This is a genomic window from Chryseobacterium aahli, from assembly GCF_022699665.1.
Classification (GTDB): domain Bacteria; phylum Bacteroidota; class Bacteroidia; order Flavobacteriales; family Weeksellaceae; genus Chryseobacterium; species Chryseobacterium aahli.
In genome coordinates this window covers 828,798-852,912 of record NZ_JALDNB010000002.1, presented here as the reverse complement: position 1 = coordinate 852,912, position 24,115 = coordinate 828,798, and the positions used below count along the sequence as shown (strand labels likewise).

General features: G+C 33.4%; 25 protein-coding genes. 9 read left to right on the top strand and 16 right to left on the bottom strand.

Going from position 1 to position 24,115, the window contains the following annotated elements; translation table 11 throughout:
• Nucleotides 1-23: 23 nt before the first annotated feature.
• The 5 genes from MQX03_RS06085 to MQX03_RS06065 form a co-directional block, all read right to left on the bottom strand.
• Complete coding sequence (locus tag MQX03_RS06085; RefSeq protein WP_242802100.1) at nt 24-731, bottom strand: hypothetical protein; 708 nt, start codon at nt 729-731, stop codon at nt 24-26.
• 19 nt (nt 732-750) lie between these two features.
• On the bottom strand, nt 751-1,221 hold the full coding sequence (locus MQX03_RS06080) for a hypothetical protein (RefSeq protein WP_242802099.1): 471 nt from the start codon (nt 1,219-1,221) through the stop codon (nt 751-753).
• Nucleotides 1,222-1,460: 239 nt separating this feature from the next.
• Nucleotides 1,461-2,315: a TraB/GumN family protein gene (locus MQX03_RS06075; protein WP_242802098.1), complete on the bottom strand. Its 855-nt coding sequence runs from the start codon at nt 2,313-2,315 to the stop codon at nt 1,461-1,463.
• Nucleotides 2,316-2,386: 71 nt separating this feature from the next.
• Nucleotides 2,387-3,064 (bottom strand): TlpA family protein disulfide reductase, encoded by a 678-nt coding sequence (locus MQX03_RS06070; protein WP_242802097.1) that lies wholly within the window; start codon nt 3,062-3,064, stop codon nt 2,387-2,389.
• A gap of 154 nt (nt 3,065-3,218) precedes the next feature.
• Complete coding sequence (locus MQX03_RS06065) at nt 3,219-5,537, bottom strand: outer membrane beta-barrel family protein (protein WP_242802096.1); 2,319 nt, start codon at nt 5,535-5,537, stop codon at nt 3,219-3,221.
• Nucleotides 5,538-6,205: 668 nt separating this feature from the next.
• Between MQX03_RS06065 and MQX03_RS06060 the strand changes: the two genes are divergently transcribed.
• Both MQX03_RS06060 and MQX03_RS06055 read left to right on the top strand, forming a co-directional pair.
• On the top strand, nt 6,206-7,075 hold the full coding sequence (locus tag MQX03_RS06060; protein WP_242802095.1) for a DMT family transporter: 870 nt from the start codon (nt 6,206-6,208) through the stop codon (nt 7,073-7,075).
• Between the two features lie 251 nt (nt 7,076-7,326).
• Nucleotides 7,327-8,004 carry a YceI family protein gene (locus tag MQX03_RS06055; RefSeq protein ID WP_242802094.1) on the top strand — a complete coding sequence of 226 codons (678 nt, stop codon included), beginning with the start codon at nt 7,327-7,329 and terminating at the stop codon, nt 8,002-8,004.
• A 193-nt stretch (nt 8,005-8,197) separates the two neighbouring features.
• On the opposite strand, the gene MQX03_RS06050 is transcribed toward MQX03_RS06055, so the two are convergent.
• The 9 genes from MQX03_RS06050 to MQX03_RS06015 form a co-directional block, all read right to left on the bottom strand.
• Nucleotides 8,198-9,358 carry an FAD-dependent oxidoreductase gene (locus MQX03_RS06050; protein ID WP_242802093.1) on the bottom strand — a complete coding sequence of 387 codons (1,161 nt, stop codon included), beginning with the start codon at nt 9,356-9,358 and terminating at the stop codon, nt 8,198-8,200.
• 28 nt (nt 9,359-9,386) lie between these two features.
• A complete protein-coding gene (locus tag MQX03_RS06045; protein ID WP_242802092.1) occupies nt 9,387-10,145 on the bottom strand; it encodes a helix-turn-helix domain-containing protein in 759 nt (252 codons plus the stop codon).
• Nucleotides 10,146-10,306: 161 nt separating this feature from the next.
• The gene (locus MQX03_RS06040; RefSeq protein WP_242802091.1) at nt 10,307-11,044 is read right to left on the bottom strand and encodes an SDR family oxidoreductase; all 738 of its coding nucleotides are present in this window, start codon (nt 11,042-11,044) and stop codon (nt 10,307-10,309) included.
• Nucleotides 11,045-11,229: 185 nt separating this feature from the next.
• Nucleotides 11,230-11,802, bottom strand: a complete 573-nt coding sequence (locus MQX03_RS06035; RefSeq protein WP_242802090.1) for a Crp/Fnr family transcriptional regulator — start codon at nt 11,800-11,802, stop codon at nt 11,230-11,232.
• A 70-nt stretch (nt 11,803-11,872) separates the two neighbouring features.
• Nucleotides 11,873-12,340, bottom strand: coding sequence for a YwqG family protein (locus MQX03_RS06030; RefSeq protein ID WP_262916906.1), 468 nt, complete (start codon nt 12,338-12,340; stop codon nt 11,873-11,875).
• Nucleotides 12,271-12,624, bottom strand: coding sequence for a YwqG family protein (locus MQX03_RS20455; RefSeq protein ID WP_262916905.1), 354 nt, complete (start codon nt 12,622-12,624; stop codon nt 12,271-12,273). Before MQX03_RS20455 ends, MQX03_RS06030 begins: the two co-directional genes overlap by 70 nt.
• A 20-nt stretch (nt 12,625-12,644) precedes the next feature.
• The gene (locus MQX03_RS06025; protein WP_242802089.1) at nt 12,645-13,463 is read right to left on the bottom strand and encodes a DUF2314 domain-containing protein; all 819 of its coding nucleotides are present in this window, start codon (nt 13,461-13,463) and stop codon (nt 12,645-12,647) included.
• Between the two features lie 144 nt (nt 13,464-13,607).
• Complete coding sequence (locus tag MQX03_RS06020; protein WP_242802088.1) at nt 13,608-14,057, bottom strand: hypothetical protein; 450 nt, start codon at nt 14,055-14,057, stop codon at nt 13,608-13,610.
• A gap of 2 nt (nt 14,058-14,059) precedes the next feature.
• Nucleotides 14,060-14,488: a DUF4268 domain-containing protein gene (locus MQX03_RS06015; protein ID WP_242802087.1), complete on the bottom strand. Its 429-nt coding sequence runs from the start codon at nt 14,486-14,488 to the stop codon at nt 14,060-14,062.
• 134 nt (nt 14,489-14,622) lie between these two features.
• On the opposite strand from MQX03_RS06015, the gene MQX03_RS06010 reads away from it, so the two are divergent.
• The 6 genes from MQX03_RS06010 to MQX03_RS05985 all read left to right on the top strand — a co-directional run bounded on the left by MQX03_RS06010 (nt 14,623) and on the right by MQX03_RS05985 (nt 19,312).
• Nucleotides 14,623-15,030 carry an RrF2 family transcriptional regulator gene (locus tag MQX03_RS06010; RefSeq protein ID WP_129534170.1) on the top strand — a complete coding sequence of 136 codons (408 nt, stop codon included), beginning with the start codon at nt 14,623-14,625 and terminating at the stop codon, nt 15,028-15,030.
• An 86-nt stretch (nt 15,031-15,116) separates the two neighbouring features.
• The gene (locus MQX03_RS06005) at nt 15,117-15,806 is read left to right on the top strand and encodes a phosphoadenylyl-sulfate reductase (protein ID WP_242802086.1); all 690 of its coding nucleotides are present in this window, start codon (nt 15,117-15,119) and stop codon (nt 15,804-15,806) included.
• A 22-nt stretch (nt 15,807-15,828) separates the two neighbouring features.
• Nucleotides 15,829-16,737 (top strand): sulfate adenylyltransferase subunit CysD, encoded by a 909-nt coding sequence (gene cysD, locus MQX03_RS06000; protein ID WP_242802085.1) that lies wholly within the window; start codon nt 15,829-15,831, stop codon nt 16,735-16,737.
• A 72-nt stretch (nt 16,738-16,809) separates the two neighbouring features.
• Entirely contained in the window at nt 16,810-18,051 is a 1,242-nt protein-coding gene (locus tag MQX03_RS05995; RefSeq protein ID WP_242802084.1) for a sulfate adenylyltransferase subunit 1, read from the top strand.
• A gap of 1 nt (nt 18,052) precedes the next feature.
• A complete protein-coding gene (locus tag MQX03_RS05990) occupies nt 18,053-18,937 on the top strand; it encodes a sulfite exporter TauE/SafE family protein (RefSeq protein ID WP_242802083.1) in 885 nt (294 codons plus the stop codon).
• Between the two features lie 84 nt (nt 18,938-19,021).
• Nucleotides 19,022-19,312 (top strand): putative quinol monooxygenase, encoded by a 291-nt coding sequence (locus MQX03_RS05985; protein ID WP_242802082.1) that lies wholly within the window; start codon nt 19,022-19,024, stop codon nt 19,310-19,312.
• A 128-nt stretch (nt 19,313-19,440) separates the two neighbouring features.
• Here the strand turns inward: MQX03_RS05985 and MQX03_RS05980 are convergent, their stop codons facing one another.
• Both MQX03_RS05980 and MQX03_RS05975 read right to left on the bottom strand, forming a co-directional pair.
• The gene (locus tag MQX03_RS05980) at nt 19,441-20,727 is read right to left on the bottom strand and encodes a T9SS type A sorting domain-containing protein (protein WP_242802081.1); all 1,287 of its coding nucleotides are present in this window, start codon (nt 20,725-20,727) and stop codon (nt 19,441-19,443) included.
• A gap of 200 nt (nt 20,728-20,927) precedes the next feature.
• Nucleotides 20,928-21,719, bottom strand: a complete 792-nt coding sequence (locus MQX03_RS05975) for a T9SS-dependent choice-of-anchor J family protein (protein ID WP_242802080.1) — start codon at nt 21,717-21,719, stop codon at nt 20,928-20,930.
• A 254-nt stretch (nt 21,720-21,973) separates the two neighbouring features.
• Between MQX03_RS05975 and MQX03_RS05970 the strand changes: the two genes are divergently transcribed.
• The gene (locus tag MQX03_RS05970; protein WP_242802079.1) at nt 21,974-24,109 is read left to right on the top strand and encodes a TonB-dependent receptor plug domain-containing protein; all 2,136 of its coding nucleotides are present in this window, start codon (nt 21,974-21,976) and stop codon (nt 24,107-24,109) included.
• The last annotated feature ends 6 nt before the right edge of the window (nt 24,110-24,115 follow it).

Below are 24,115 nucleotides of genomic sequence, written 5' to 3'. Positions count from 1 at the left end.
TCTTTTTTTGTTTCTTTAAAAATCTACAGAAATTTTATTTTTACATTCTCAATTTCCTCTACAAAATCATTATAATTAGAATGACCTATATAACAAACAAAATAAGGTTTGGAAATATGTATTGTTTTTAAGTTTGATTCATTATTCTTCCAATCCATTAAATCTTTCAATTCAATAATTTCATTATTTTGAAGCATTAATGCTGAATTAAATATTTCTACAATGTCATCTAAACTTTTGTTGAATGGAAGTTCATAAAACTGTCCTTCACCACGCCGAAAATTTTCATAGCTTCCATCTTTAAACTTTGCAAGAAAATAGTGTGTGGGAACGCTGACTATTTTTTGTAGAACCCTTTCTGGCATTGCATACTTGCATTTTTCAACTTTTATAGTGTCAGAATCAAACTTTAGAATGTTTTCGGAAGTGAGATAGTGCTCAATTATTCCTTTTTGAAGAAATTCTGTATCGCAAGGTTTTTTATCTTTGATTCCGTAACGTTTTTCGTGCAATGCTTTGTATATAAGCTCAATTGTTTTCTGTTGATGTCTGAATGCAACACAGGGAAGAAGCGTTCCGTCAATTAACGTAACAGAAGTACAGTATTCGTCGCCATAAAATGGGTTAGAAGTAGGTTCAATATACTTATCTAACAGATAAATCAAATCTCTTTCATCCATTGGTGAACCGTATCGTTTGAAGTTTATTTCATTTCTTTCAATGATAATCATAATTACAGAATGATTAAGTTTACCAAAATTTCCACCAAGATTTGTTTTCCTGCTCGTTTGTCGAATCACTAGAAGTATTGGTTCTATTGTCAATAGATTTTAACTTTCCGTTGTCTGGAAATAATATATCTCCGTTGTCGCTACTGGTATCAAAGAAACCAACTTTGTGTTTTTCTGCAAGTTTTAACATTAAATCGTAAGCCTGTTCAGTTAAAGACCATGAAAATGCAGCATAGATAACATTATTTCCTATACTATAATCAGTCACGTACGGGCTATCATCATCGTCATCGCTTGCAAACGGTCCATTCATTGCAGGAAAAGTTTTAATCATTTCAGAGAACCAATTTTGTAATTCCGGCGAAGTGTTTGCAGGGTCATCATAACCATGATCTTCTGTCCATTCGGTTTGTTCATCATACCATTTCATAAATTCAGTCCTCGTCGTCGGAGCGGCTTCTTTTCTAAATACCATTAAATCGTAACTCATATTTTTTACTTTTTTGTTGTATTAAGATTTGGTGTAATTTTTAGGTAAACGTAATAAATCAATCTAAATTACTGTATTCAAATTTAAAAAAAAAGCATTAAGAAAATAACTCTGTAAATAAAGTTAAATTGATTATGGAGAATCTATTTTCGGTAAAATAATAACGGTGGCCATTTGATAAAACCCCAAATAAATTGAAATCAATCGACAATCGTTTTTCAAAAAAATATTTAAAATTTTTATTTGCTTAAATCATAAACAGGCTCAACCTTGTAACCGGTTTTTCTAAGTTGAGTAACCAACCCACATTTTCCGGTGAGGTGAGCATATCCTACAGCAATGAAGCTGTTTTTCTCAGCAATATTTTTTTCTATAATTGGCAACCAAACCGCATTTCTCGAGCTGATTATTACAGTTTCTGCGCATTCAGAATCCAACTGATAATCTAATTTTTGTTTTTTGTATGCTTCTGCCATGCTGCAAAGCGTTTTGGTTTCCCGCTTCAATTTGATGTTGTCTACCCAAGTGTAGATTTCTTTTTTCACATCTTTCCACTCTGTGCGGTCGGTTTGATTGATGTAGGAGGTCATCAAGTCATTACTTTCTAAACCCAAAACCTGAACAGAGTTATTTTGTGCAATTTTAATGAGATAGTTGTCAAAAACTGTAGAAGTATCGGTAGGTTTTATCGTACCACATTGCGTTTCATAGTAAACTTGTTCCAATTTTAATCGCAGTTCAGGAGGTGATAATTTAGAAACAGGAACTGCCCAGTTTTTTGCGATTTCTTCTAAATCTTTCAGATATTTTTTACTGAGTTTTTCTTTATAACTAAAATTTTCAGTTCTTGAATTAAGAAGTTTTATTAAATTTTCACCGGTATCAATATTTTCAAAGATCGCGAGTTGTGAAGATTGAAGCGCACGCGTTACGGATTTCAGAGAGTCTACATAAGAATTTCCCATCTGGTGATACGTTCCCAAAAGATATGATGTATGAGGGTTTCCTTCTTTTTTGATAGTCCATAAAATGGTATTTTGAGCAGATGCATAGAAGATTTGGAATAGAAGAGAAAGTAAAAATATTTTTTTCATAATGAGGTATTTTTGCTGGTATTCTTATGAATTGATATTGATTTTAAAAGCCAATATGATCAATGAATTTATCACTGCAGGCCATCAAGAATTACATCAATATCTTTTACATCATAAGTGACTTCACCAAAAACAAATTTCACAATACCGTTTTTATCTAAAATCAAAGTTGTGGGATAAGCCGAAATTTTTAAATCATCAATTTGTTTTTTAGCACTATGAATATGTTTAAAGTTAAAAGGCTGTTGTTTTACAAATTCATCGATTGTTTTCTTGTCATTGAATGAAATTGTAATGAAATTAACTTGATCTCCAAATTTGTCCTTCATCTCATTTAATAAAGGAATTTCATCAATGCAAGGCGGACATCTTGTAAACCAAAAATTGATCAACGTAGGTTTTCCTACAAGATAATTTTCTTTGAAGTTTTTCTGGTTCTCATCAACAAATTTTTCGATGTGGAATTTTGTTCCTATGTATTTTTTAGTTTCTCCGTACGGATCGAAGCCATCAGGTGTCGTCGAAATAATTCCGATTCTTACGGTGTTGATGATTGAATCTTTTTTAGTTTCGGTTTTTAATATTAATTCTTCTAGTTTTCCTCCTTTTGCAATCTTCTCTTTTACCTGATTATAATCGTTTTCATCAGTAAGTTTTGCGCCATTAATTTTGTAGTAAGTCTTTTGGGCAAAAGTAAAATTCCCAAAAATAAGGAGTCCGAAAAGAATAAATTTCATGATGTTTTTCATGCTTTGATTTGTTTGATAAAATTTATAGAATTCCAATTGTTACTTTTAAATTCTGTAAAATCAAATATAAAGAATACAAACAAAAATCACGTATAAATGAAAAACTATTTTAAAGTTAACCAGCAATTTAATTTTAACACCATCAAAAAATTACTCACAATCTATCCGACGTCTCATTCACCGTATTTTGCTTGTAATTTGATTTGAGCAGCTTTCCGAAATTATATTTTACAGCAAAAGATAGAGTAGGTGTGTTTCCGAAAAAAGTTCCTGTAGAAGACATTTGATTATAGCTCATTTTTTGGATGTAATTCATTTGATTAAAAACATCATTGTAACGAACTGTAAAATCAAAATTTGAAACGGAAGAAGTAAGTCCGAGATTAACCAAACACATATCATTTACTTCATACAATCCTGCTGTGCGTTGTGTGATGTAAGAGCCATCAAGCAGAAAAGATAAATGCTTCAACAAAGTAAACGTATTGTTGGTTGAGAAGTAAAGGTAAGGTGTAGATTTTTTGATGACGGCTAAAGAATCTTCGGTCTTATCATAATTTAAAGACAAACTGTTTTGTGAAGTCCATTTTTTCCATTCAATTGGGAAGTCAAGACCTACATTTGCACCAAATTCTTTATCAAAATTAACCATCGTAAACTTTGAAATATTTCTGCTTTCATCATAAACCAAAGTGTAACCAATCGGATTTTTACTGGTGTAAAAAGATGCATTCAAAGACCATTTCTTCAGATTACTTGTGAAAGAAACCGTGTTAGTATAAGTCGGAACCAAATCAGGATTTCCTACATATTCTACATATGGACTTCCGTATAATCCGCCGGCAGCAAGATTTCCATAGTTGGGTCTGGAGATGCTTTTTCTGAAATTTAATGTGTATGTATAATCTTCATTTTGCTTAAAATTTACTTCAGCATTGGGAAACCAGTCCACATAATCTCTTTCGATTTTAGTTTCATTAATAATCGGTTCAAAACCTTTAGTAGAAGTGGTTTCCATTCTTATTCCACCTTTTAGGTTCCATTTATTGATATCCAAACCAAGGTTGGCATAAGATGCTAAATTACTTTCTTTAAATTGATATTTATAATATTCAATTGCCTGATTATTCCGGTAATCGGTGGTGTTGTCTGTATTGGTTTCGGCACTTGTGTAGCTTCCTCCCAATTCTAAAATATGTTTTTCATCAAATTTCTTTTCAAAATCAATTCTTCCGGAATACACGTTCCCGGAGTACAATCGACTACGAAACTGGCTAAATTCATACCCTGAATTATTAATATCATTGTAAAAAATGTAGTCGACATTATTACTTTCTCTGTTGTATTGAAGTCCTGTAAAAATGTTTGCATCCCAATTCGTTAATTTTTTATTGTAATTAAATATGGAATTAATGGTTGACCGTTTACTGTCCTGTTGATTCAGTGTTTTGGTGTAAGAAGAATTTCCATTTTCAGAATACAACGTGTTGGTATTATTATCACCTTTATCTGGTCTGAAATTACTGTTGACGGTCAAAGTAATATAATCACCATCGTTCAATTCATGATATAAACTTCCTCCAAAAATGGTTTGTGGACGTTTGGTAATCGAGGTAATTACATAATCAGAATAAATATTTTTGCTAGGTACCGAATATTCGAAACCGTTACTTTCCCAATGATTGATTTGATTATATGCGGCATTGAGTTTCCACTCTGTTTTATTTTTTTTCTGCTGATAATTGACTGTGAAATGATTTCTGAATCGTTTTTGAAAAGTCGCCGTTTCAGAAATGCTGAGCTGAGTACCGTCTTTTCTACTTTTTTTAAGATTGATCTTAATGACAGCTTTCCCTTCCGACTCATATTTTACGGATGGATTTCTGATAATTTCTACAGATTTGATGTCGTCCACGGCAATTCCTGATAAGGTTGCAAAATCTACTCTTTGGCTATCAATATACAATAACGGAACGCCTTTTCCGACAAATAAAAGCCCTTCGCCATTGGCATCCATCATTACAAAAGGTAATTTTGATAATAATTCTGTAGAGGTTGGTAATTTATTGAGAGGAGAGTTGGCGACCTCCAAAGTGATGTTTCCGTTCTCAACTTTGAAATTATTTTTCTTTCCGACGAGATTAACTTCCTCAATCTGTTGAACTTTTGGTTCGTAAATAATTTTAAAATCTAAATTTTTCTCTAAATAAAATGGTTTTTCTTTCTGAACAGTGTCATCCGAAGAAATTTGAAGATAATAATTGTTTGACTGTAACTGATGAAATTCGAATTTTGCATCCTGAGTAATCGTAGATTTTATCAAATGATTTTCATGATCAAATAAATAAACTACAATGGGTGAAGTCAGTTTTTTCTGATTATGATTGATAATTGTCCCATTGATACTTAAATTTTTCTGAGCAAATGAGCTGATGAAAGAAAAGAAAAAGAGAAAAAAGAAGTTAAATTTCATGTAGGTTTTTAGATAGGACAATTGATGGAGGTTGGATATTACATTTTATTATCAACATACTGCTAATTTAGCATCAACGTATTCTCTTTTTTGAATGGTAACGTTATATTGTGTAAACCCGTTTTAGCGAAATTTTTCAGTGTCCATCTTTCATTAAGAGTATAATTCTATCAATTGTTTCTTTGTCAATAGTAATAATATTTTAAAGACTTTTTCTAAAATCTTCAAAAATTCATTCACTAAATTATAAAACTCTCTTTGTGTAAAACCGTTCTTTTAATTAATGAAATTAATGCTATGATTTTTATATAATGGCTACTTAAAATTTTAAGTTAACGATTTGGGAGCTTGGAGATGGTTGGCATTTCGAAGCCGAAACTTTCAACTAAAATACAAAATTGAATCGAAGTACAAAATTTGAATTGTAAAATTTACACCCGCTATTGCTGAACCCTTTTTACCTGCTGTTTTTTTGTTATATTTGCAACCTTAAGCAATTAAAACAATATGAACCGCAAAAGTTGTCTTCCTCCACCAATCGTTTAATATTTCTTTTCGTCAAAGAAGTGTAGCCTGGTTTCTAATCAGTGTCTTTGCTATACTTCATTCTCAATTAAATATTAACGTTTAAAAGGCTTGTTCTAACATGGAACAAGTAGGACAATTTTATGAAAAAAACATATTTTTTATTACATATTGCTGTAATATTGGCTGGGTTCACAGGAGTTTTTGGAAAACTTATTACTCTAAATGAAGGATTACTAACCTGGTATAGAGTGTTCTTCTCTTCAATTTTTCTTTTTTTAGTTTTAAAGTTGCTAAAAATTAACAATCGTATAAGCCCAAAAGAGAAACTAGGAATTGCAAAAATAGGATTGCTTATTACTGTCCATTGGGTGTTTTTCTATGCAAGTATAAAATATTCAAACATCTCTGTTGGTGTAGTTTGTTATAGTCTTACAAGTTTTTTTACGGCAATTTTCAAACCTCTTATTGATAGAAAACGGTTTGTTCTTTCCGAAATGGTGTTGAGTGGAATAACATTGTTGGGGATTAGTTTAATATTTCATTTTGATGATTCCTATCAGTTAGGGATTTTATTTGGAGTAGTTTCTTCAGCTTTTGCAGCACTTTATACGATTTTCAACAAACGACTTGCAAATAGTTACGATAGCAAAATCATTAATTATTATCAGATGATTGGAGGAACCGCCGGTCTTGGAGTTTTGCTTCCGGTTTACTTATATTTTTTTCCTGCGGAAAGCATAATTCCTAATTTGAAAGATACTTTTTATTTGGTATTATTATCTGTTTTCTGCACTGTTATTTTGTATGTGTCAGTTACCGAAGTATTAAAAAAAATATCAGCGTTTACAGTTAATTTATCATTTAATCTCGAGCCAATTTATGCGATTATTATTGCATTTTTGTTTTTTGATGAAGGCAAAGAAGTTAACTTTTCATTTTATATGGGCTTGTTTTTCGTAATGCTTTCTGTCATCTTACAGTCGATACTTTCAATTAGAAAAATGAAATAAATCTAGATTTCTCAAAAAAGGCATAAGTTTCTTTAATTTGTACCTTTTTTGTGTTTTGGTGATTGCTTTTATAAATCACTTTTCGACAGACAAAAAATCTTAAATCTCATATTTTTTCATTTTCTTATCCTATGTTAATGACACAAACCATAAATTTTTCCGAGGTTTGCACAGTTAAAAATAATAAAACGGTATTTTTGCTGTTTAGTAAAGCAATACTTAATCAATAACAATATTAAATTTTAAAAAAAATGAAAAAAATCAGTGTAATCGCTTTAGCAGGTATGGGTCTATTATTGGCTTCTTGTGGAGACAAAAAAACAGAAACTGCAACTGCAGGTCAAGAGCAAACTGTTGCTGAAAAGAAAGGTGATGTTTTAGCAGTTGATGTTGCGGCATCTAAAGTAAACTGGAAGGCTTTCCACAAAGGAGGTATGGCACCACGTTGGGGAACTCTTGCGATCACTTCAGGTGAATTATCTGTTGCTGATAACCAATTGGCTTCTGGAGAATTCGTAATTGATATGAAATCGATCAAAGTAGATCCTGCTTCTGTTACTGAGAAAGATAAAAAATCTACAGATCTTGAAGGTCACTTGAAGAATGAAGATTTCTTCAATGTTGAAAAATTCCCGACTGCTGATTTTAAAATCACTAAAGTTGAAGATTTGGCAACACCTGGAGCAGACGCTGTAGCCGGAGCTAACAAAACTGTAAGCGGAAACCTTACTTTATTGGGTAAAACAATGAATGTTACTTTCCCTGCTAAAGTAGATGTAGTAGACAAATCAGCTACTGTTGCTGCTAAATTTACAGTAAACCGTGCAGACTGGGGAATCAAATTCGGAACTTCTGAAGCAGATCCTGCAGAATGGATGATCAGCAAAGACATCGAAATTGCTATCGATGTGAAAGCTGCAAAAAAATAATTTTTTTCTCACAAATATTTGAAAAGACATCCGCATTTTGCGGATGTCTTTTTTATACAATCAAAATTTAATTATTTAAAACTTTGTGTTCCTATTTAAGTAGAACGCCTTGCCCTAACTTAAAAGCAGTCAGTAGTCAAAAAAAATTTGCAGACTTTGCGTTTAAATGAATTTTAGATATTAAAAACAACAATTAATGAGGATTAAAAAATTCCAGCATTGTATTTAATGCATTTTCCGAGTGCATTTTCTCACCATTTTCAAGCGAGTCCTTCGCTGCATCTGCTGCTCTCTTGCGCATTTTTATTTCATAACCTGAAATAGCTTCCTGCAGAGAACTGTACTCATCAGAAGTCAGACAATCACTTAGTTCAAGAGCATCAAGCATGGCCATATTTGCACCTTCTCCTGCAAATGGCGGCATCACATGAGCAGCATCACCAATGATGGTCAGATTCGGAAGAGTTTTCCATGTTTGATCTAAAGGCGCACAATAAATCGGACGCGGAATAAATGGAGTAGCTGCTTTCTCAAATAATTCATACCAGATATTGCTCCAGTCAGAATATTCTTTTTTAAACCAATTCAGAACCTCAGTTCGATCTGAGAAATCAATTCCGCTCTCTTTTGCCCAATTTTCATTGGTTTTAAAACTTACGTAGAATCCGAGATCACCACCGCCTTTTTGACCCATCAGAATATTTTTTTCGTTTCCGAAAGCCATGATTTTTCCGCCGTTAATCAGTGAATGCATTTGCGGAACCGCTTTTTTAGAATCATAAACATTACCTTCCAACATGGTCACTCCAGAATAAAAAGGTTTAATATTTGTCAGGTAAGGACGGATTTTTGAATTGGCGCCATCAGAACCGATGACGAGATCTGCATATACCGACAAACCATCTTTAAAATGTAGTATCCAGCCTTCGTTATGCGGTTCCATAGAAATAAAATGACTGTTCCAGACAATAGTTTCAGGCTCCAAAGACTCTAATAAAATCTTTCTTAAAACACCGCGGTCAATTTCAGGACGAAAATGTTCGTTGCCGAAATCTTCTTCGATATTGTTTTCATGATCGCTGAAAAAGATTTCTGCCTGATCGTTTAAGATCAATGTTTTGTCTGCACCCGGCATGAAATTATTTTTAAACTCGGTTAACAGATCAGCTTTGATTAAAGCTGCCATTCCCGATTCTTCATGCATATCGAGTGGTGAGCCTTGTACACGTGCATCCTTATTGATATCTCTTTCGTACACTTTCACATCAGCTCTTTTAAGCTGTAAAAGTTTGGCTAAAGTCAGTCCACCCGGACCGCCGCCGATAATTGCGATTTTTTTATTTTTGATTTGCATATTCTTTATCGTTTTGAATGATGCAAAATTATTCTGTCTTGAAGGAAGATAATAGTATAAATCGGTCGTTTTTATTTTTAAAAAGTTCTTTGGGAACTACCCCGGAAAACTTTTTTATTTCTTTGATAAAATGGGTTTGATCTGTAAAATTAAGCTCCGGAAAAAGTTTTCCCTGCGCAATATGTTCCAATGAAGCCCGAAAACGTAGGATGTTGCAAAATGATTTTAAAGAAATACCAAATTGGTGACTAAAATACCGGTTCATCTGTCGACTGCTCCAGCCAACTTTTTCGGAAAGATCTTTTACAGTAATAGAACCGTGCGTGTTGTAGATGAGGTCAAATAATTTCTTTTTGCGAAGGTCAATTTCTTTTGGGATGCGAGATCTTATTTTGTGTGATGCCTTTTCGCAAAAGCTTTCAAAATTGTTGAGATCTTGAAGATTAAAGTCCCAAAAATCATTTGATAATATTTTTCCCTTATCAACAATATCTGAAATGGTTTCATGAAAGACATATTCTACTGCAAGCAGTTTAAAACTCACTGCAAATCTCAGACTTTTCGCAGGTATTAAACCTTCATCATGATATTGTGTACCTAAACCAAGAAGCACGATTCTGAAAGGTTCTGTATCTGATTGTATAAGAAATAAGTCTATGCGTCCATCCGGTAATCCGACCGTTTCTTTATCATTTTCTGAATCATTGTGCAGCACCCAAAAACTTTCCACAAAGTCTGAAAGTGACTCATCTGGTTTGATTTGTTTATAATAGATGCCGTTGGTCATTGTATGTTTTTTGAAGCAAATCTTCAGATATGAGATGTAATTTTTAATTCTGAATAATGATCAAATCTAACAATATTGCTGAAAATAAAAAAGAGAAACCCAAAAGTCTCTCTTCATTATTACTAAAGTACATTATACTTTGATACATTGTACCAGAAAATCTACCACGGACTGATTCCCGTTTCATCCTCAATATCATTGCTGAAAAACTGTCCCGTAAGTGCATTATCGTCTGTCAATGTGTGTTTGATGATAAAATTTGCTGCGCTTTCTATAGAACCCGGACCGCTGTGGTGATTGAAATCTGTAGCAGTATACCCCGGATCGATCACATTTACTTTGAAAGGTAAATCTTTCAGTTCGTAAGCCAACACGATGGTGTAAGCGTTCAAAGCAGTTTTTGAAGGACCGTAAGCGGCCGTTTTTACTTGATAATATTTCCAATTTGGATCGCTGTGCAAGGTTGATGAACCCAATCCTGAAGTAATGTTACTGATTCTCGGACTATCAGATTTTTTTAACAAGTCTAAAAAAGCCTGAGTAACATTGATGACCCCAAAGAAATTGGTTTCAAACACTTTCTTAATATCATCCACAGCTGTTTCTGTCGCAGTTTGAGGATTTACACCCAGAATTCCTGCATTGTTGATAAGAATATCCAATTTTCCCTGCTCTTTTTCTACAATGTTTTTTGCTGCAGAAATTGATTCCGGATTGGTAACGTCAATTTCAATTGCTTTAATATTTTGAAATCCTTGCGCTGAAAGTTCCTGTACGGTAGCTTCACCTTTTGCAAGATCACGGCTTCCGAGATAAACAAATAATCCTTCTTTTGAAAGCTGTTTTGCGGTTTCAAGGCCGATACTTCTGTTGGCTCCTGTAATTAATACTGTATTCATTTTTTGATTTTTATAATTTGAACAGTACAAAGTTGCCAAGTTTTAGAATGATATCATTTGCCATTTGGCAAAAAGCGTTTTTTATGATTAAAAGATGAAGGTTTGATATTAAATTTAATGTTTAAAAACAAAAATTAAACAGTGAATCTATAAACTTCCGGCCTCGAGCATCCAACTTCCAGCTTCTACAAACTGATACTCTTCCTGATTCTGCTTAAAGAAGACTGAGTAATCCCCAAATAAGAAGCAATATAAGAAAGCGGAATGCGGTTGACGACATTCGGGTAAATTTCTAAAAACTTGAGATAACGTGTTTTCGCATCTTCAGAAACCAGCGGACTTCTTCTTTCCACTTTTTGCATCAATGCTCTTGAAATCATTTTACCAACAATTGCATCAAAACCCACAATCGTCTGTAAAAGTTCGAACCAGTCTTTCCTCTGAAAAACAATGAGTTTGCAATCTGTGATAGCTTGTACATAAGCAACTGATGGAAGTTCGTTATCAAAACTTTCAAGATCTACAACCAGATTATTTTCTTCGATAAAATATTTCGTGATTTCTTCTCCTTTGTTGTCGTAGTAGCAAACCCGAAGAATCCCTTCATGAATGAAACCAACCTGTTTAGCAATTTTCCCAGCTTCCGAGAAATACTCATCTTTTAAAATGGTAATTTCTGTTGCTTTACTGGTGATAAAATCAATTTGCTGCTGATTAAGGTTCCCGAATCTCAAAATAAAATCAAACAGTTCTTTCATGGGTGCAATTTAGGTAAATCAATTTTTGTTGGATTTGTCATTTGGTAAAAAACATTTGAAAATTGATTTTTCAGCAACAATCCCAATTAAACCAAGCTTTTTCAAAACGTTTATTTTTTAGATCTTCGGGATGAATAAAAAAGTTGGCAACCCCTGAATCTCCAAACATAATCTCTTCATCAGTATCAATTTGTAATAACAATAAATCTTGTTTAAGCTCTTTGTTGTAATCTCTAATATCAGCTTGAGTAAAGTATGCATAGCCGCCTACTTTATGATCAGTTCCGTCAATAATTTTTTCTATTTCGTTTTTTTGATCTTTTGTGAGAGTTTCGTGAAAATCCCAATAATCTTTACCATTAAAAGTCATGTCAAATCTAAAATCTTCAGAACTTCCGTATTCAATTTCTTTACTGAAACTTAATTTATGCTCACAATATATAGGAGACTCTTCATACATATCTTCTGTTAAAAATGAAAAGTCTGTTTGAAATTCTTCAGTAATATTTTCATGGAAGATAACCTTGTAATCATCCATATCAAACCATTCTGCAGATAAAAAAACTGCAAAATACCATGTTTTGGATAACCTTCAAGAATTGGAATGTCTGAAAAATTGATTTGTGCCCAAAGAACCATCGGTTTATTTTCTTTGTCTTTAGGATATTCCATCCCAATTGGTAAATAAGGTCTTCCTAAAAATTTACTGCTGTGTATTGGAAGTGATTCTTCATTTTTAAGAGGCGTTGCAACGATTTTAATTGTCTCAAGTTTGTATTTTTCAAGCTGAGCTTTAAACTCATTTAGAAATTCTGGTATCATTCCGTATTTTTAAAATATGATTAATTGTTTTCCAAAACCGGAATCAAATGCTCCCAATTCAGCTGCTTAGCATAATCTAAAGGCGTTTTCCCATGATTATTTTTGATGTTTTTTTCGCCTCCGGATTCCAAAATAACTTCTACTGAACTTAGGTTTCCAGCGATGGTTTCTCTGTGAAGAAGTGTAAATCCGTTATCATCAATATTGGTGAGTTCTGCAGGATATTCATTTAGAAATTTTACAAAATCTTCTTTCATATTTCTGCTCATCGGGTGTTCGATCAGATTTTCAGGCTTTTCTTTTTGTTCGTACACTACTTCTATTTCATTAAAATCTCCGAAATCGAGCTGCCAAGCATCATCATGTTCTTTTCTTTCAGAGGGTGACATATCTGCACGCATTTTCTGAATGGTAAATCCACCATAAGCTTTTGGAAGTGGAGTAGAAGATGACGAGAATAATTTAGAAAGTTTTGATTTTTTCTCTGGCTGTGTCATTGCAAAAAGCCAGTCGCTGATTTCGTTTAATGGAATTTCAAAATAATCGCCGGGTTGTATGTTGGTCAGCTCGTTCGGCTCATTGATGAGGTATCCTTTTACATGATCACCGTCAAAATCAATGTCATTGATCCACATGTGTTCAACTATATTTTCACCGGTCTCGGGATCATCTTGTGAGAATGCAGCTTTTACGCAAGCCAGATTCAGTCCCGGAATGATTCTTCTGTGTTCCCAAGATTGTTCTCTCCAGAAATATTTAAAAGTTTCCTGCGCTTTTTTATACGCTTCAATCATTTTGGGGTCGGTTCCGTCTGTGAAAATAAACGAATTGTCTTCCATTGTATTTAAAATTTTGTGATTTAATTTTGGTTTAAAAAATCAGTTTCTTTTGTGAAATTCACTGATAGCTGATATTTAATTTTAGACTAAAATACAAAAAACTTTAAAATAAATATTTAGAATAAGTTTTTTATATAGTTTAAATTACAAGTTATATTCCTGAAGAATTATTTCAATAATATTATCTTGGTTTACTCTAAACTTTATATTTTTTGTAGGGATTTCAAATTCTAATGTTCTATATTTTCCATCATTATTTCTTACTTTTTCAGTAATTCTAATTGGATAACTTTTTACCTGACTAAAAAATTCATCAATAATTTCTTGAGGTTCTCCACAAAAATGCGAACTCAGATTGGTGCTTGTTTTTAAAAAAAACTCATCAGAAGTTGGTTCAACTGTTCTAAATCCACCAAACTCATTAAACTTCACAATTCCACTTAGAAAAGCTGTTGAAGGAAGATATATTTTTCCGATCTCAAATTCTTTTATTTTAATTTTTCCTGAATAAATAAAAGGTGTCATACAATCTCCCTGGGCATAAAGAGATTGAAAAGAAATTAATGATAACATGAATAGCAGTAATATTTTCATATCTAAACATCTTTTATAAAATCTTCATACTCATAATAAAACCTTTCAAAACCATCCATTTTTTCCACGAAAAACTCGAAAATCTGCTGCCAGGTATTTTTATTAAGCACAGAAACTCCGTCTTTTTCTATCCAAATTCTGCTGATGACCTTACCGTTTTCCAAAGTATAGAATTCTTCTTTGTGAAAATCTCCTATGAAATCTTTCAGAATATCTTCAAGCGACCAAATCTTATTATAATAGGCATCTCGGTAGACTTCATCTTTCATTTCGATGTCTAAAGAAACTTCTGCTTTTTTGTTGTCAGCATTAAATTTGAATGAGAAATCTTTCACTTTTGTATCATACAAAATCCATTTTCTCGGAAACGACTTTCCGAATGCCGTCCAAAATTCTTTTTTTAATTGCTGTGCTTCTTGTTTACTGAACATAGAAACAAATTTAGGGAAATTTAGTCGAAAGAGGGAAGCGTCTTGCTTGGTACACTAAATGAGTTCCTACTTCCATCTCCTAACTTCGAACCTAGTAATTAGATATCAAACTATTTTCTTACTTTTGTTCTACAATGTTGTCAAAAAAATCTCAATATGCTTTTAAGGCACTTTCATATCTTGTAGAAAAAAGAAATGAAGGTCCGGTTCTGATTTCCGAAATTGCGGAGTACAAAAAAATTCCTTTAAAATTCCTTGAAAATATTTTATTAGAGCTGAAAAAATCTGAGATTCTCGACAGTAAAAAAGGCAAAGGCGGTGGCTATTTCCTCAAAGAAAGTCCGGAAAAAGTAAATTTAGCAAAGATTATCCGTCTTGTGAATGGCCCCATTGCGATGCTTCCGTGTGTGAGTCTCAATTTTTACGAAAAATGTGAGAACTGTAATGAAGATCATTGTAGTTTACACGATGTTTTGATTGAGGTAAGGGATGCTTCGTTAAAAATTTTGGAGGAAAAAACACTTTTAGATTTAATTGATTAAATCCGTTTAAATTTAAATTTTAAAAGTCTACTTATTTGGTAGGATAATATTTTTGTTAGATATTTGTGGGTATCAAACAGAAAATTATGTTTTCAAAAGAGGATATCGAAACTTTACAGCAACTTACTTTGGAAGATGGATTACAATTCATTTCATCAAAGATCTCCGAAGGAATTGTTTTCTCCACGTCGCTTGGTCAGGAAGATCAGGTAATTACAGACGCTATTTTCAAAAATAATTTACCGATAAAAATTTTTACTTTAGATACCGGAAGGCTCTTCTATGAGCATTACGATTTGCTTTCAAAAAATAATTCACGCTATCAAAAAAAAACCGAAGTTTACTTTCCCGAATCTTCTGATGTTGAAAAATATATGATGGAAAAAGGGGTAAATGCTTTTTATCATTCAGTAGAAAACAGAAAAGAATGCTGTTTTATCAGAAAAGTAAAACCTTTGAATCGCGCTTTGGAAAATGCCAAAGTCTGGATTACCGGACTTCGTGCAGAACAATCTGAAAACCGTGAAAATATGTCGGTTCTGGAGTGGGATGAGGAAAGAAATCTGTACAAATACAATCCATTAATCAATTGGGCTTATCAGGATGTTTTAAATTATTTAGAACAAAATAAAGTTCAGGAACTGTCTCTTCATAAAAAAGGTTTTATCAGTGTAGGTTGTCAACCTTGTACTAGAGCTATCGAAGATGGCGAAAACCCGCGAGCCGGACGTTGGTGGTGGGAAAGTTCACAAAAAGAATGCGGTCTGCATACATAGTAACAAAAAATCTCAATTAAGAATGAGTGCATATACATTAGATTATCTCGAACAGCTGGAAGCAGAAAGCATTTACATCATGCGTGAAATTGCAGCCCAGTTTGAAAAACCAGCGTTACTTTTCAGTGGCGGAAAAGATTCTATTACTTTAGTTCATCTGGCAAAAAAGGCTTTTGCTCCTATGAAAATTCCTTTTCCGTTGGTTCATATTGATACCGGACACAATTTTCCGGAAGCTCTGCAGTTCAGAGATTATTTAGCAGAAAATATTGATGCAGAATTGATTGTAAGAAAAGTGGAAGATACCATTAAAGCTAAAAATTTAACAGAACCAAAAGGAAAGTTTGCTTCAAGGAATTGGTTACAGACCCATACTTTATTAGATACCATAGAAGAGTTTCATTTTGATGCATGTATTGGCGGAGCAAGAAGGGATGAGGAAAAGGCGAGAGCGAAAGAACGCTTTTTCTCTGTTCGGGATGAATTCGGACAATGGGATCCTAAACTTCAGCGTCCCGAATTGTGGAATATCTATAACGGAAGAATCAATAAAGGTGAAAATGTAAGAGTTTTCCCTATATCCAATTGGACGGAGCTTGATGTCTGGAATTATATTAAAAAAGAAAACATTCAGCTTCCGCCGATTTATTTTGCTCATCAACGGGATGTCATTGAGTTTGACGGGCAGTTAATAGCTGTTTCAGATTTTATTCAGATTGATGAAAATGATACGATTGTTAATAAAAAAGTGCGTTACAGAACGGTTGGCGATATGACCTGTACCGCTGCAGTAGAAAGTTCTGCCGAAACTTTGGATGATGTGGTGAGAGAAATTACTGCTTCTAAAATTTCTGAACGTGGTGAAACCCGAATCGATGATAAGGTAACGGAAGCCGCCATGGAAGACCGAAAGAAAGGAGGATATTTTTAAGCAATAAGCTAAAGGCAGTAAGCAACAAGCTTTTAAAAAATTCATCATTTATCACTTATAACTAAATTACACGTGGACATATTAAGATTTATCACTGCAGGAAGTGTAGACGACGGAAAAAGCACGCTGATCGGAAGACTTCTTTATGACAGTAAAAATATACTAATTGATCAGCTTGAAGCTTTAGAAAAACAATCAAAAAACAAGAATGAGAACGGAATTGATCTGGCTATTCTCACCGACGGCCTGAGAGCTGAAAGAGAACAGGGGATTACCATTGATGTGGCCTACCGTTATTTTTCGACACCGAAAAGGAAATTCATTATAGCAGATGCACCAGGACATATTCAGTATACCAGAAATATGATTACCGGAGCATCAAATTCACAATTGATCATAATTTTGATTGATGCAAGGCAAGGTGTTATCGAGCAGACCAGACGACATTCAATCATTGCTTCATTATTAAAAATGAAAAATGTTGTAGTTGCCATCAATAAAATGGATTTGGTTGATTATTCTGAAGATATTTATAATAATATCAAAACACAATATGACTCGGTAGCTAAAAAATTAGGTTTGGAGAATGTCGAATATTTCCCGATTTCAGCTTTTTATGGAGATAATATTGTTGAAAAATCACAAAGAATGCAATGGTATCAAGGTGCTGCACTTTTAGATTTTCTTGAAAATGTGGAAATTAATGAAAATAAAGATTCAGAGAATCCGAGATTTCAGGTACAGTATGTCATTCGTCCGCAGACTGATGATCTGCATGACTACCGAGGGTATGCCGGAGAGGTAATTTCGGGAGTTTACACAAAAGGGGATGAAATAACTGTTCTTCCACAAAATATTCAGACCAGAATATCAAAAATTGAAACCGGCGGAAAAGAGGTCGATTTTGTATTTACCAATCAGCCTGCAGTTTTGCATATTGAGGATGATATCGACATCAGCCGTGGTGATTTTATAGTGAAAACTGATCGTCAGCCCAAAGTTGAAAATGAATTGGAAGCGATCGTTTGCTGGCTCGATAAAAAAGAATTGAATGAAGGAAATAAATATTTTATTCAGCATAAAAGCAAAACATTGAAAGCGATTATTAAAGAAATTGAATATAAAATTGATGTCAACACTTTAGAAAAGACAGAAATAATAGGAAGCATTAAACTGAATGAGGTGGTTAAATTGCGCTTGAAAACTTCTTCACCTCTAGTTTTTGACAGTTTTGAAGACAGCAAATCAACAGGAAATGCAATTTTGATTGACGAAACAAGTAATTCTACCGTTGGAGCGGTCATGATTTTGTAGAATGGTAATCTCACGAAAAATTCAGATCAGGCTGAATGTACTTTTTGCTACTGCTGCAGTTCTCCTAATTGTATCAGGAATTCTTTATAATTTGGGTTATCTGGATGAACTTCAGATGATTTTAGCCAAAGATAATTACATTTTTTACTGGATGCTTTTGGTAGGGGTTTTAGCAGAAATCGTCGCAGGATCAATGGGAATGGGGTATGGTGTAATCTGTACGACCACACTTCTTTTTCTGAATATTCCGCCACATATTGTGAGTGCAAGTATACATTCTGCAGAAAGTTTTACGACCGCAGCAGGAAGTATTAGTCATATTAGACTTAAAAATGTGAGCAAAAGTTTGGTGAAAAAACTCGCAATTCCTGCGGTGATCGGTGCAATTATCGGTGCATTATGTCTCACTTATGTAGGTGAATATTATTCTAAAATTACAAAAACGGTTATCGCCTTTTATACTTTGTATCTGGGTTTTCAGATTTTATCGAATGCTTTTAGACCCAAACAGAATAAAGCTTTGAAAAGAAAGACTAATCTTACAAGGCTCGGCGTTATTGGAGGGTTTATAGATTCTTTTGCCGGCGGTGGCTGGGGACCTTTAGTAACCGGAACTTTAATTAAAAATTCTTTTACTCCGAGATTTGCTGTAGGAAGTTCAACGGTTGCGAAATTTATTTTAACGATCACTGCAGCAATCACTTTTTTCTTTACATTAGGAATTCAGCACTGGAATATTATTCTCGGTCTCTTGTTTGGAGGAATCATCACTGCACCCTTTTCGGCAATGCTCACCGCAAAACTTCCCGTGAACAAAATGTTTATCATCATCGGAAGTTTGGTGATTATCATGAGTTCAGTTACTATTTACAAATCTATCTTTTAAACATTAAATTTTGTGATAAATTTAGGACATGAATGATGAAATCAATTTTAAAATTATTTTACATTTACAGCCTAAAATTAACACATGAATTTACATATAGTTGCACTTTTCAAGTTTAATGAAAATAATCTGATGGAAGCCGTTGAGCTTTTTCAGAAACTGGTGAGAGAAACAAGAAAAGAAGAAGGATGTCTGCAGTACGAATTGATTGAAGATAACGAACAAAAAGGAACTTTTTTCCTAATCGAATTATGGGAAAGTGCAGAACATCACAACCGTCACAACGGAACAGATCATCTTTTTGAATTCAGAAAAAATACTTCAAAAATTTTAACCGAAACAGCACAGGTTTATAAAGGTTTTAAAATATATTAATTTGGCTTATAATATAAAAATGTAAAGGCAGTTTCGTAAATAATGAAACTGCCTTTTATAGAAAAAATAGAAAGTATTATTTTTAAAAATGAATTTTAAAAAACCAATTGTCAGTTTTTAAATCTCATTTATTTTATGATTAATTTTTTGGTTTCTGTTTGTCCGCCAAAAGTGATTTTCACGATGTAATTTCCAGCTGGAAGATGAGATAAGTTCAGTTCTTGTTTGTAGAAACCTGCATGATTTGTCAATTCAGACTGATGAACTCTCTTTCCTGTAAGGTCATAAACTTCTACGTTGCCTTTATTACCAGCTTTTTCTTTCACATCATACAAAACGGTAACTCTTTTATCTGAAGTTGTAGGATTGGGATAAATTCCGAAAGATGCTTTTTTACCGACTTCTGTTACACCAAGAACTGAGGTAATATTTTTGTATTTAAAATACATATTACCTGTTCCTGTACCACCATTAGAAATGAAATACATTCTGTAATATTCTGATCCTTGTTTTATATAGTAAACAACATCTGTGTAAAATCCTGTTGTAGGTTTCCAAGAGTGGCCAATGGTTGCAATATTATTTGAAAATGAGGTAGATGCAGGTAATGTTGAAGTCGCAGTTTCCTGTGTTTCGGGTTGTACTTTTGCTACAGTTACGCTTGGGCTCTGCAGTACACCTGCCATTTTATACATCATCGTATTCATGTAGAATGTGTAGTATCTCGTAAACATCAAGTCCCAATTTGCTTTTGGTGGCTCCATATTTAAAACCTTTTCGCCAGTAGTAAAAGAGAAATAATTAAAGTAAGCATCATCAGTTCCATTAGGAAGAGCTTTAGTCTGGGTCGCACTCCATGAGCTTCCGTTCCAAACAGCATATTTGAAAGTATAGCCATTAGCGAAAGATGTGATGAAAAATTTAATGTAATTATTATTACCATAGTCCAATACAAAAGTCACATTTCCATTTACCGTGTGTGTGCCAATGTTGTAGGTTCCCCAACCATAATTTAAGGGTCCTGCCGGAGCTTTAGTAGCTGTATCAAATGCTCCGTCCTGTAAACGATTTGTCAGATCTGGATTGTATAAAGGCGTTCCCCAAGTTCCAATTTGAGAAGGATTCACCGAATCAAAGTCAGCAGCAACACCTGAAGCTTCGTAAACAGTAACGTTTTTAGCATCATTTATTTTTACTCCTTTGTCCATTGCGTTATTTCTGTAGAAAGCAATATCCCAATTGTCACCTACTTGAGAAACTGAATTGTTTGCAGAAAGATCAAAGAATACTCTATTGGCATATCCGCTACCCATTGTTACATTTGCTGTTGTATAACCGTTTGCATCTGTTTGAGCCAAGACAGTTTGCTGTACTGTTAATGCTAATAATGATGCAAAAAATAATTTTGTCTTCATAACTTAATCTCTTATTTAGAATTATTCTACAAAACTAAATAATTGTTTTTAATTATTCTAAATAAAAACATGATATTTATCGTGTTTCGTTATTATTTAAATTAATTTATTATTCATAATCTGCTGTATTATAAAGTTTTATAATGAAGAAAGGTTGATAATTTATTTTATCAACCTTTTTTATCCTTAAATTTATAAGCTTATTTTTTGATAAATTTAGATTTTATAGCTTTACCTTCTGTAGTCTCAATAAGGATATAATAAACTCCTGATTGAAAAGAAGTGATATCAAATTGACCATTGTTTACTTTACCGGCAGCAACCTGCTGTCCTGCTGCAGAGTAAATTTCTACAGTTTTAGGCTGTACTTTACCTACGAACTGAAGTGCTGTGTTTTGTGTGTTAGCAGCAAAACTTATTTGATCTGCAGATTTTACAGCATCTGAAGTACCCAAAACAGAAGTTGTATCATAAATGATGTCATCTACCAAAACAGCTGCATGTTCAACACCACCGACAAATTTGAAAGCAATATATTGTGCAGTTGATGCAGGAACCGTAACAGTCACAGTTTGTTCAGTAATAGAAGTGACATTATAAACCGGACTGATTGCAGTAAATGAAGGTGCTCCTGCTGTTGTATTGTCAGACACTAAACCAACTTGTAAAGTTCCTGCTCCAGCTGATCCTGTTGTAAGTGCGTAATTGAATTTAATTGATTTTGTACCATCTGGTGTCACAATTTGAGGTGTAACTAAATACGCTGGAACTCCTGGGAAGAAAAATGCATACATCTGTGCATATTTATCAGCGGTGCCATCTGCGTATACTCTTGGTGTTGTTGTACTTACAATTTTAGACCAACCACTTTGCGGCCAAGCAGCTGGTATTCCTGTTGTAAAGGATTCAAAAGTTTCGTTAAGAGTTGCAACTTGAGCATTTGCTGTAATAGCTGAAAAAACCAATCCTGCAAAAAGTAATTTTAATTTCATTTTTTCTATTATTTTAATTTATGATGCAAAAATAAACATTTGTTTTTAATTGTTCTAAATAAAACAATGACTTTTGTTTGTTTTTTCAGTCTCTTAAAAATTATTTATAATCGTTTAAAAGAATTAATTTAAAATCAGTTATCATTTTCGAATTAATGCTATCATACATCACTTGGGATAAATCATCTTTTTTAATTATTGTTTATTTTTATCTATTCTAAATAAAATATTATATTTGTCAAAAATTTGAATCTATGAAGAAGAAAGTGTTTTCTATTGTGTTATTATCTGGTTTCGTTATCATTAATGCACAGGAAAAAGATTCTCTCAATCAGAAAAAAATAGAAGAAGTTGTCATCACCGGACAATACATGCAGCAGTCTATCAATAAATCTATTTATAAAGTTGAGGTCATAGATGCGCAGCAGATTAAAAATATGGCAGTAACAAACGTTGCAGAAGTTCTTAATCAAAATCTAAATATCTTAATAGAGCCAAGCAGAGGTTCGGGAAATTCAAGTGCAAATATTATGGGATTAAGTGGGGAGTACACTAAAATCCTAATAGATAATATTCCCGTGGTAAGTGACGAGGGAATGGGGAATTTGGTAGATCTTACCAAAATTAATGTTAATAATATTGAAAGAATTGAGGTCGTAAAGGGATCTATGGGTGTAGAATATGGTAATAATGCGGTTGCAGGAGTGATCAATATCATTACCAAGAAAAATTACGGAAAGAAATTTACAGCCATTGCCTCTGTACAGGAAGAAACAGTTGGTAAAGATTACGACTGGTTCAAAAAAGGAAATGGCCGCCACATTCAGTCTTTGAACCTTGGATATAAAATTAATGATAACTGGTCTGTTACTGCAGATATCAATCATAATGATTTTCAGGGCTATAAAGGTAATTATAACGGGTACAAATATTTTAGCGAAAGCAATGACGGAAACCGTGGGTACGAATGGCAGCCAAAAGACATGCTGACAACCAACGGAACCATCAGATACGGAAAAGGTCACACAAGCTTTTTTTATAAATTAAATTACCTTACAGAAAAAATAAACTACTACAATCCTTTAGTGGTTGAAGATTATCTTGGTGGCGGAAACAGAACCTACAGTTCGAATGATATAGACTACAATACTGAGAGATGGATTCACCAGTTTAATATTCAGACCAAATTGGGAAGAATAAATTACAATGGTGATTTTTCTTATCAAACTCAGGAAAGAAAATCTCAGGATTACCTTTATGATGTTCCAAACAGAACGGAATTGTCAAGAGATTCTGAAAAAACTTTCTTCAAATCTGATGTCTTGTATTCAAGAGGAATGTTCAGTAATTTCTTAAACAGCGAAAAAATCAATTTCCAGCTTGGTTACGAACTAGACAGAACAAAAGGATTTGCTGACGCAAGCACTTTTGAAAGCAATAATAACGGAAGAAGCATCGAAAGATCGATTTTCAATTATGCAAATTTCCTATCAGCAGAATGGAATGTGGTTGATTGGTTTTCATTCCGTCCCGGTGTAAGATTGGCATTGAGTGATAAATTTGATTCTCAATATAATTATTCAACGACTTTCAGATTCAGAACGTCAGAAAATTCGGATATCCGTACCGTTTTCGGAACAGCAAACAGATTTCCTACGTATGATGAATTGTATACTTATGTAGTTGACAATAATCATGATATCAGAGGAAACGAAGCGTTAAAGCCTGAAAAAGGGTATTCTGCAAGTGTGTTTTGGGATTATACAACTACTTTATCAAACGATTGGAAGTTTAATTTCAGTGCATCGGGGATGTATCTTGATGTACAAAACAGAATCGAAGATGTGGTGGTCAACAACAGCCCATTACAGATCACTTATCTGAATGTTGATAATTATAGATCTGTATTATTCGGAGGTGGCATTAATGTAAGAAAAGGCGATTTGTCGCTTAACGCAGGAGTTTCGGTAATGGGAATCTCTCAATCTCTGAATTCAGGTAATATTTCTTCTCCTAATGATTTTAATTATTATGCTGAAGCAAATTTTGCAGCTAATTATACATTACAAAATACCAAAACATTGTTTGCTCTTTACTACAAATATACTGGCGAGCAGAGAAAATATACTTTAAGAACAAATGCTCAGGATGCAAAAGATCCTGGACAATATGTATTAGGTGAAATAGGTGATTTTAATATGCTGAACTTTACATTAAGTCAACCGTTTTTCAAGAACCATTTGGAACTGAGCTTAGGAATAAAAAACATTTTTGATGTTACAAGCGTCAGAAATACCGTACAGGCTGGAAATTCTCATAATGGACCTAGAGATCAGCAGAATCTGTTCTATGGTAGAAGTTACTTCGCCAGATTAAATTATAATTTTTAAATACAT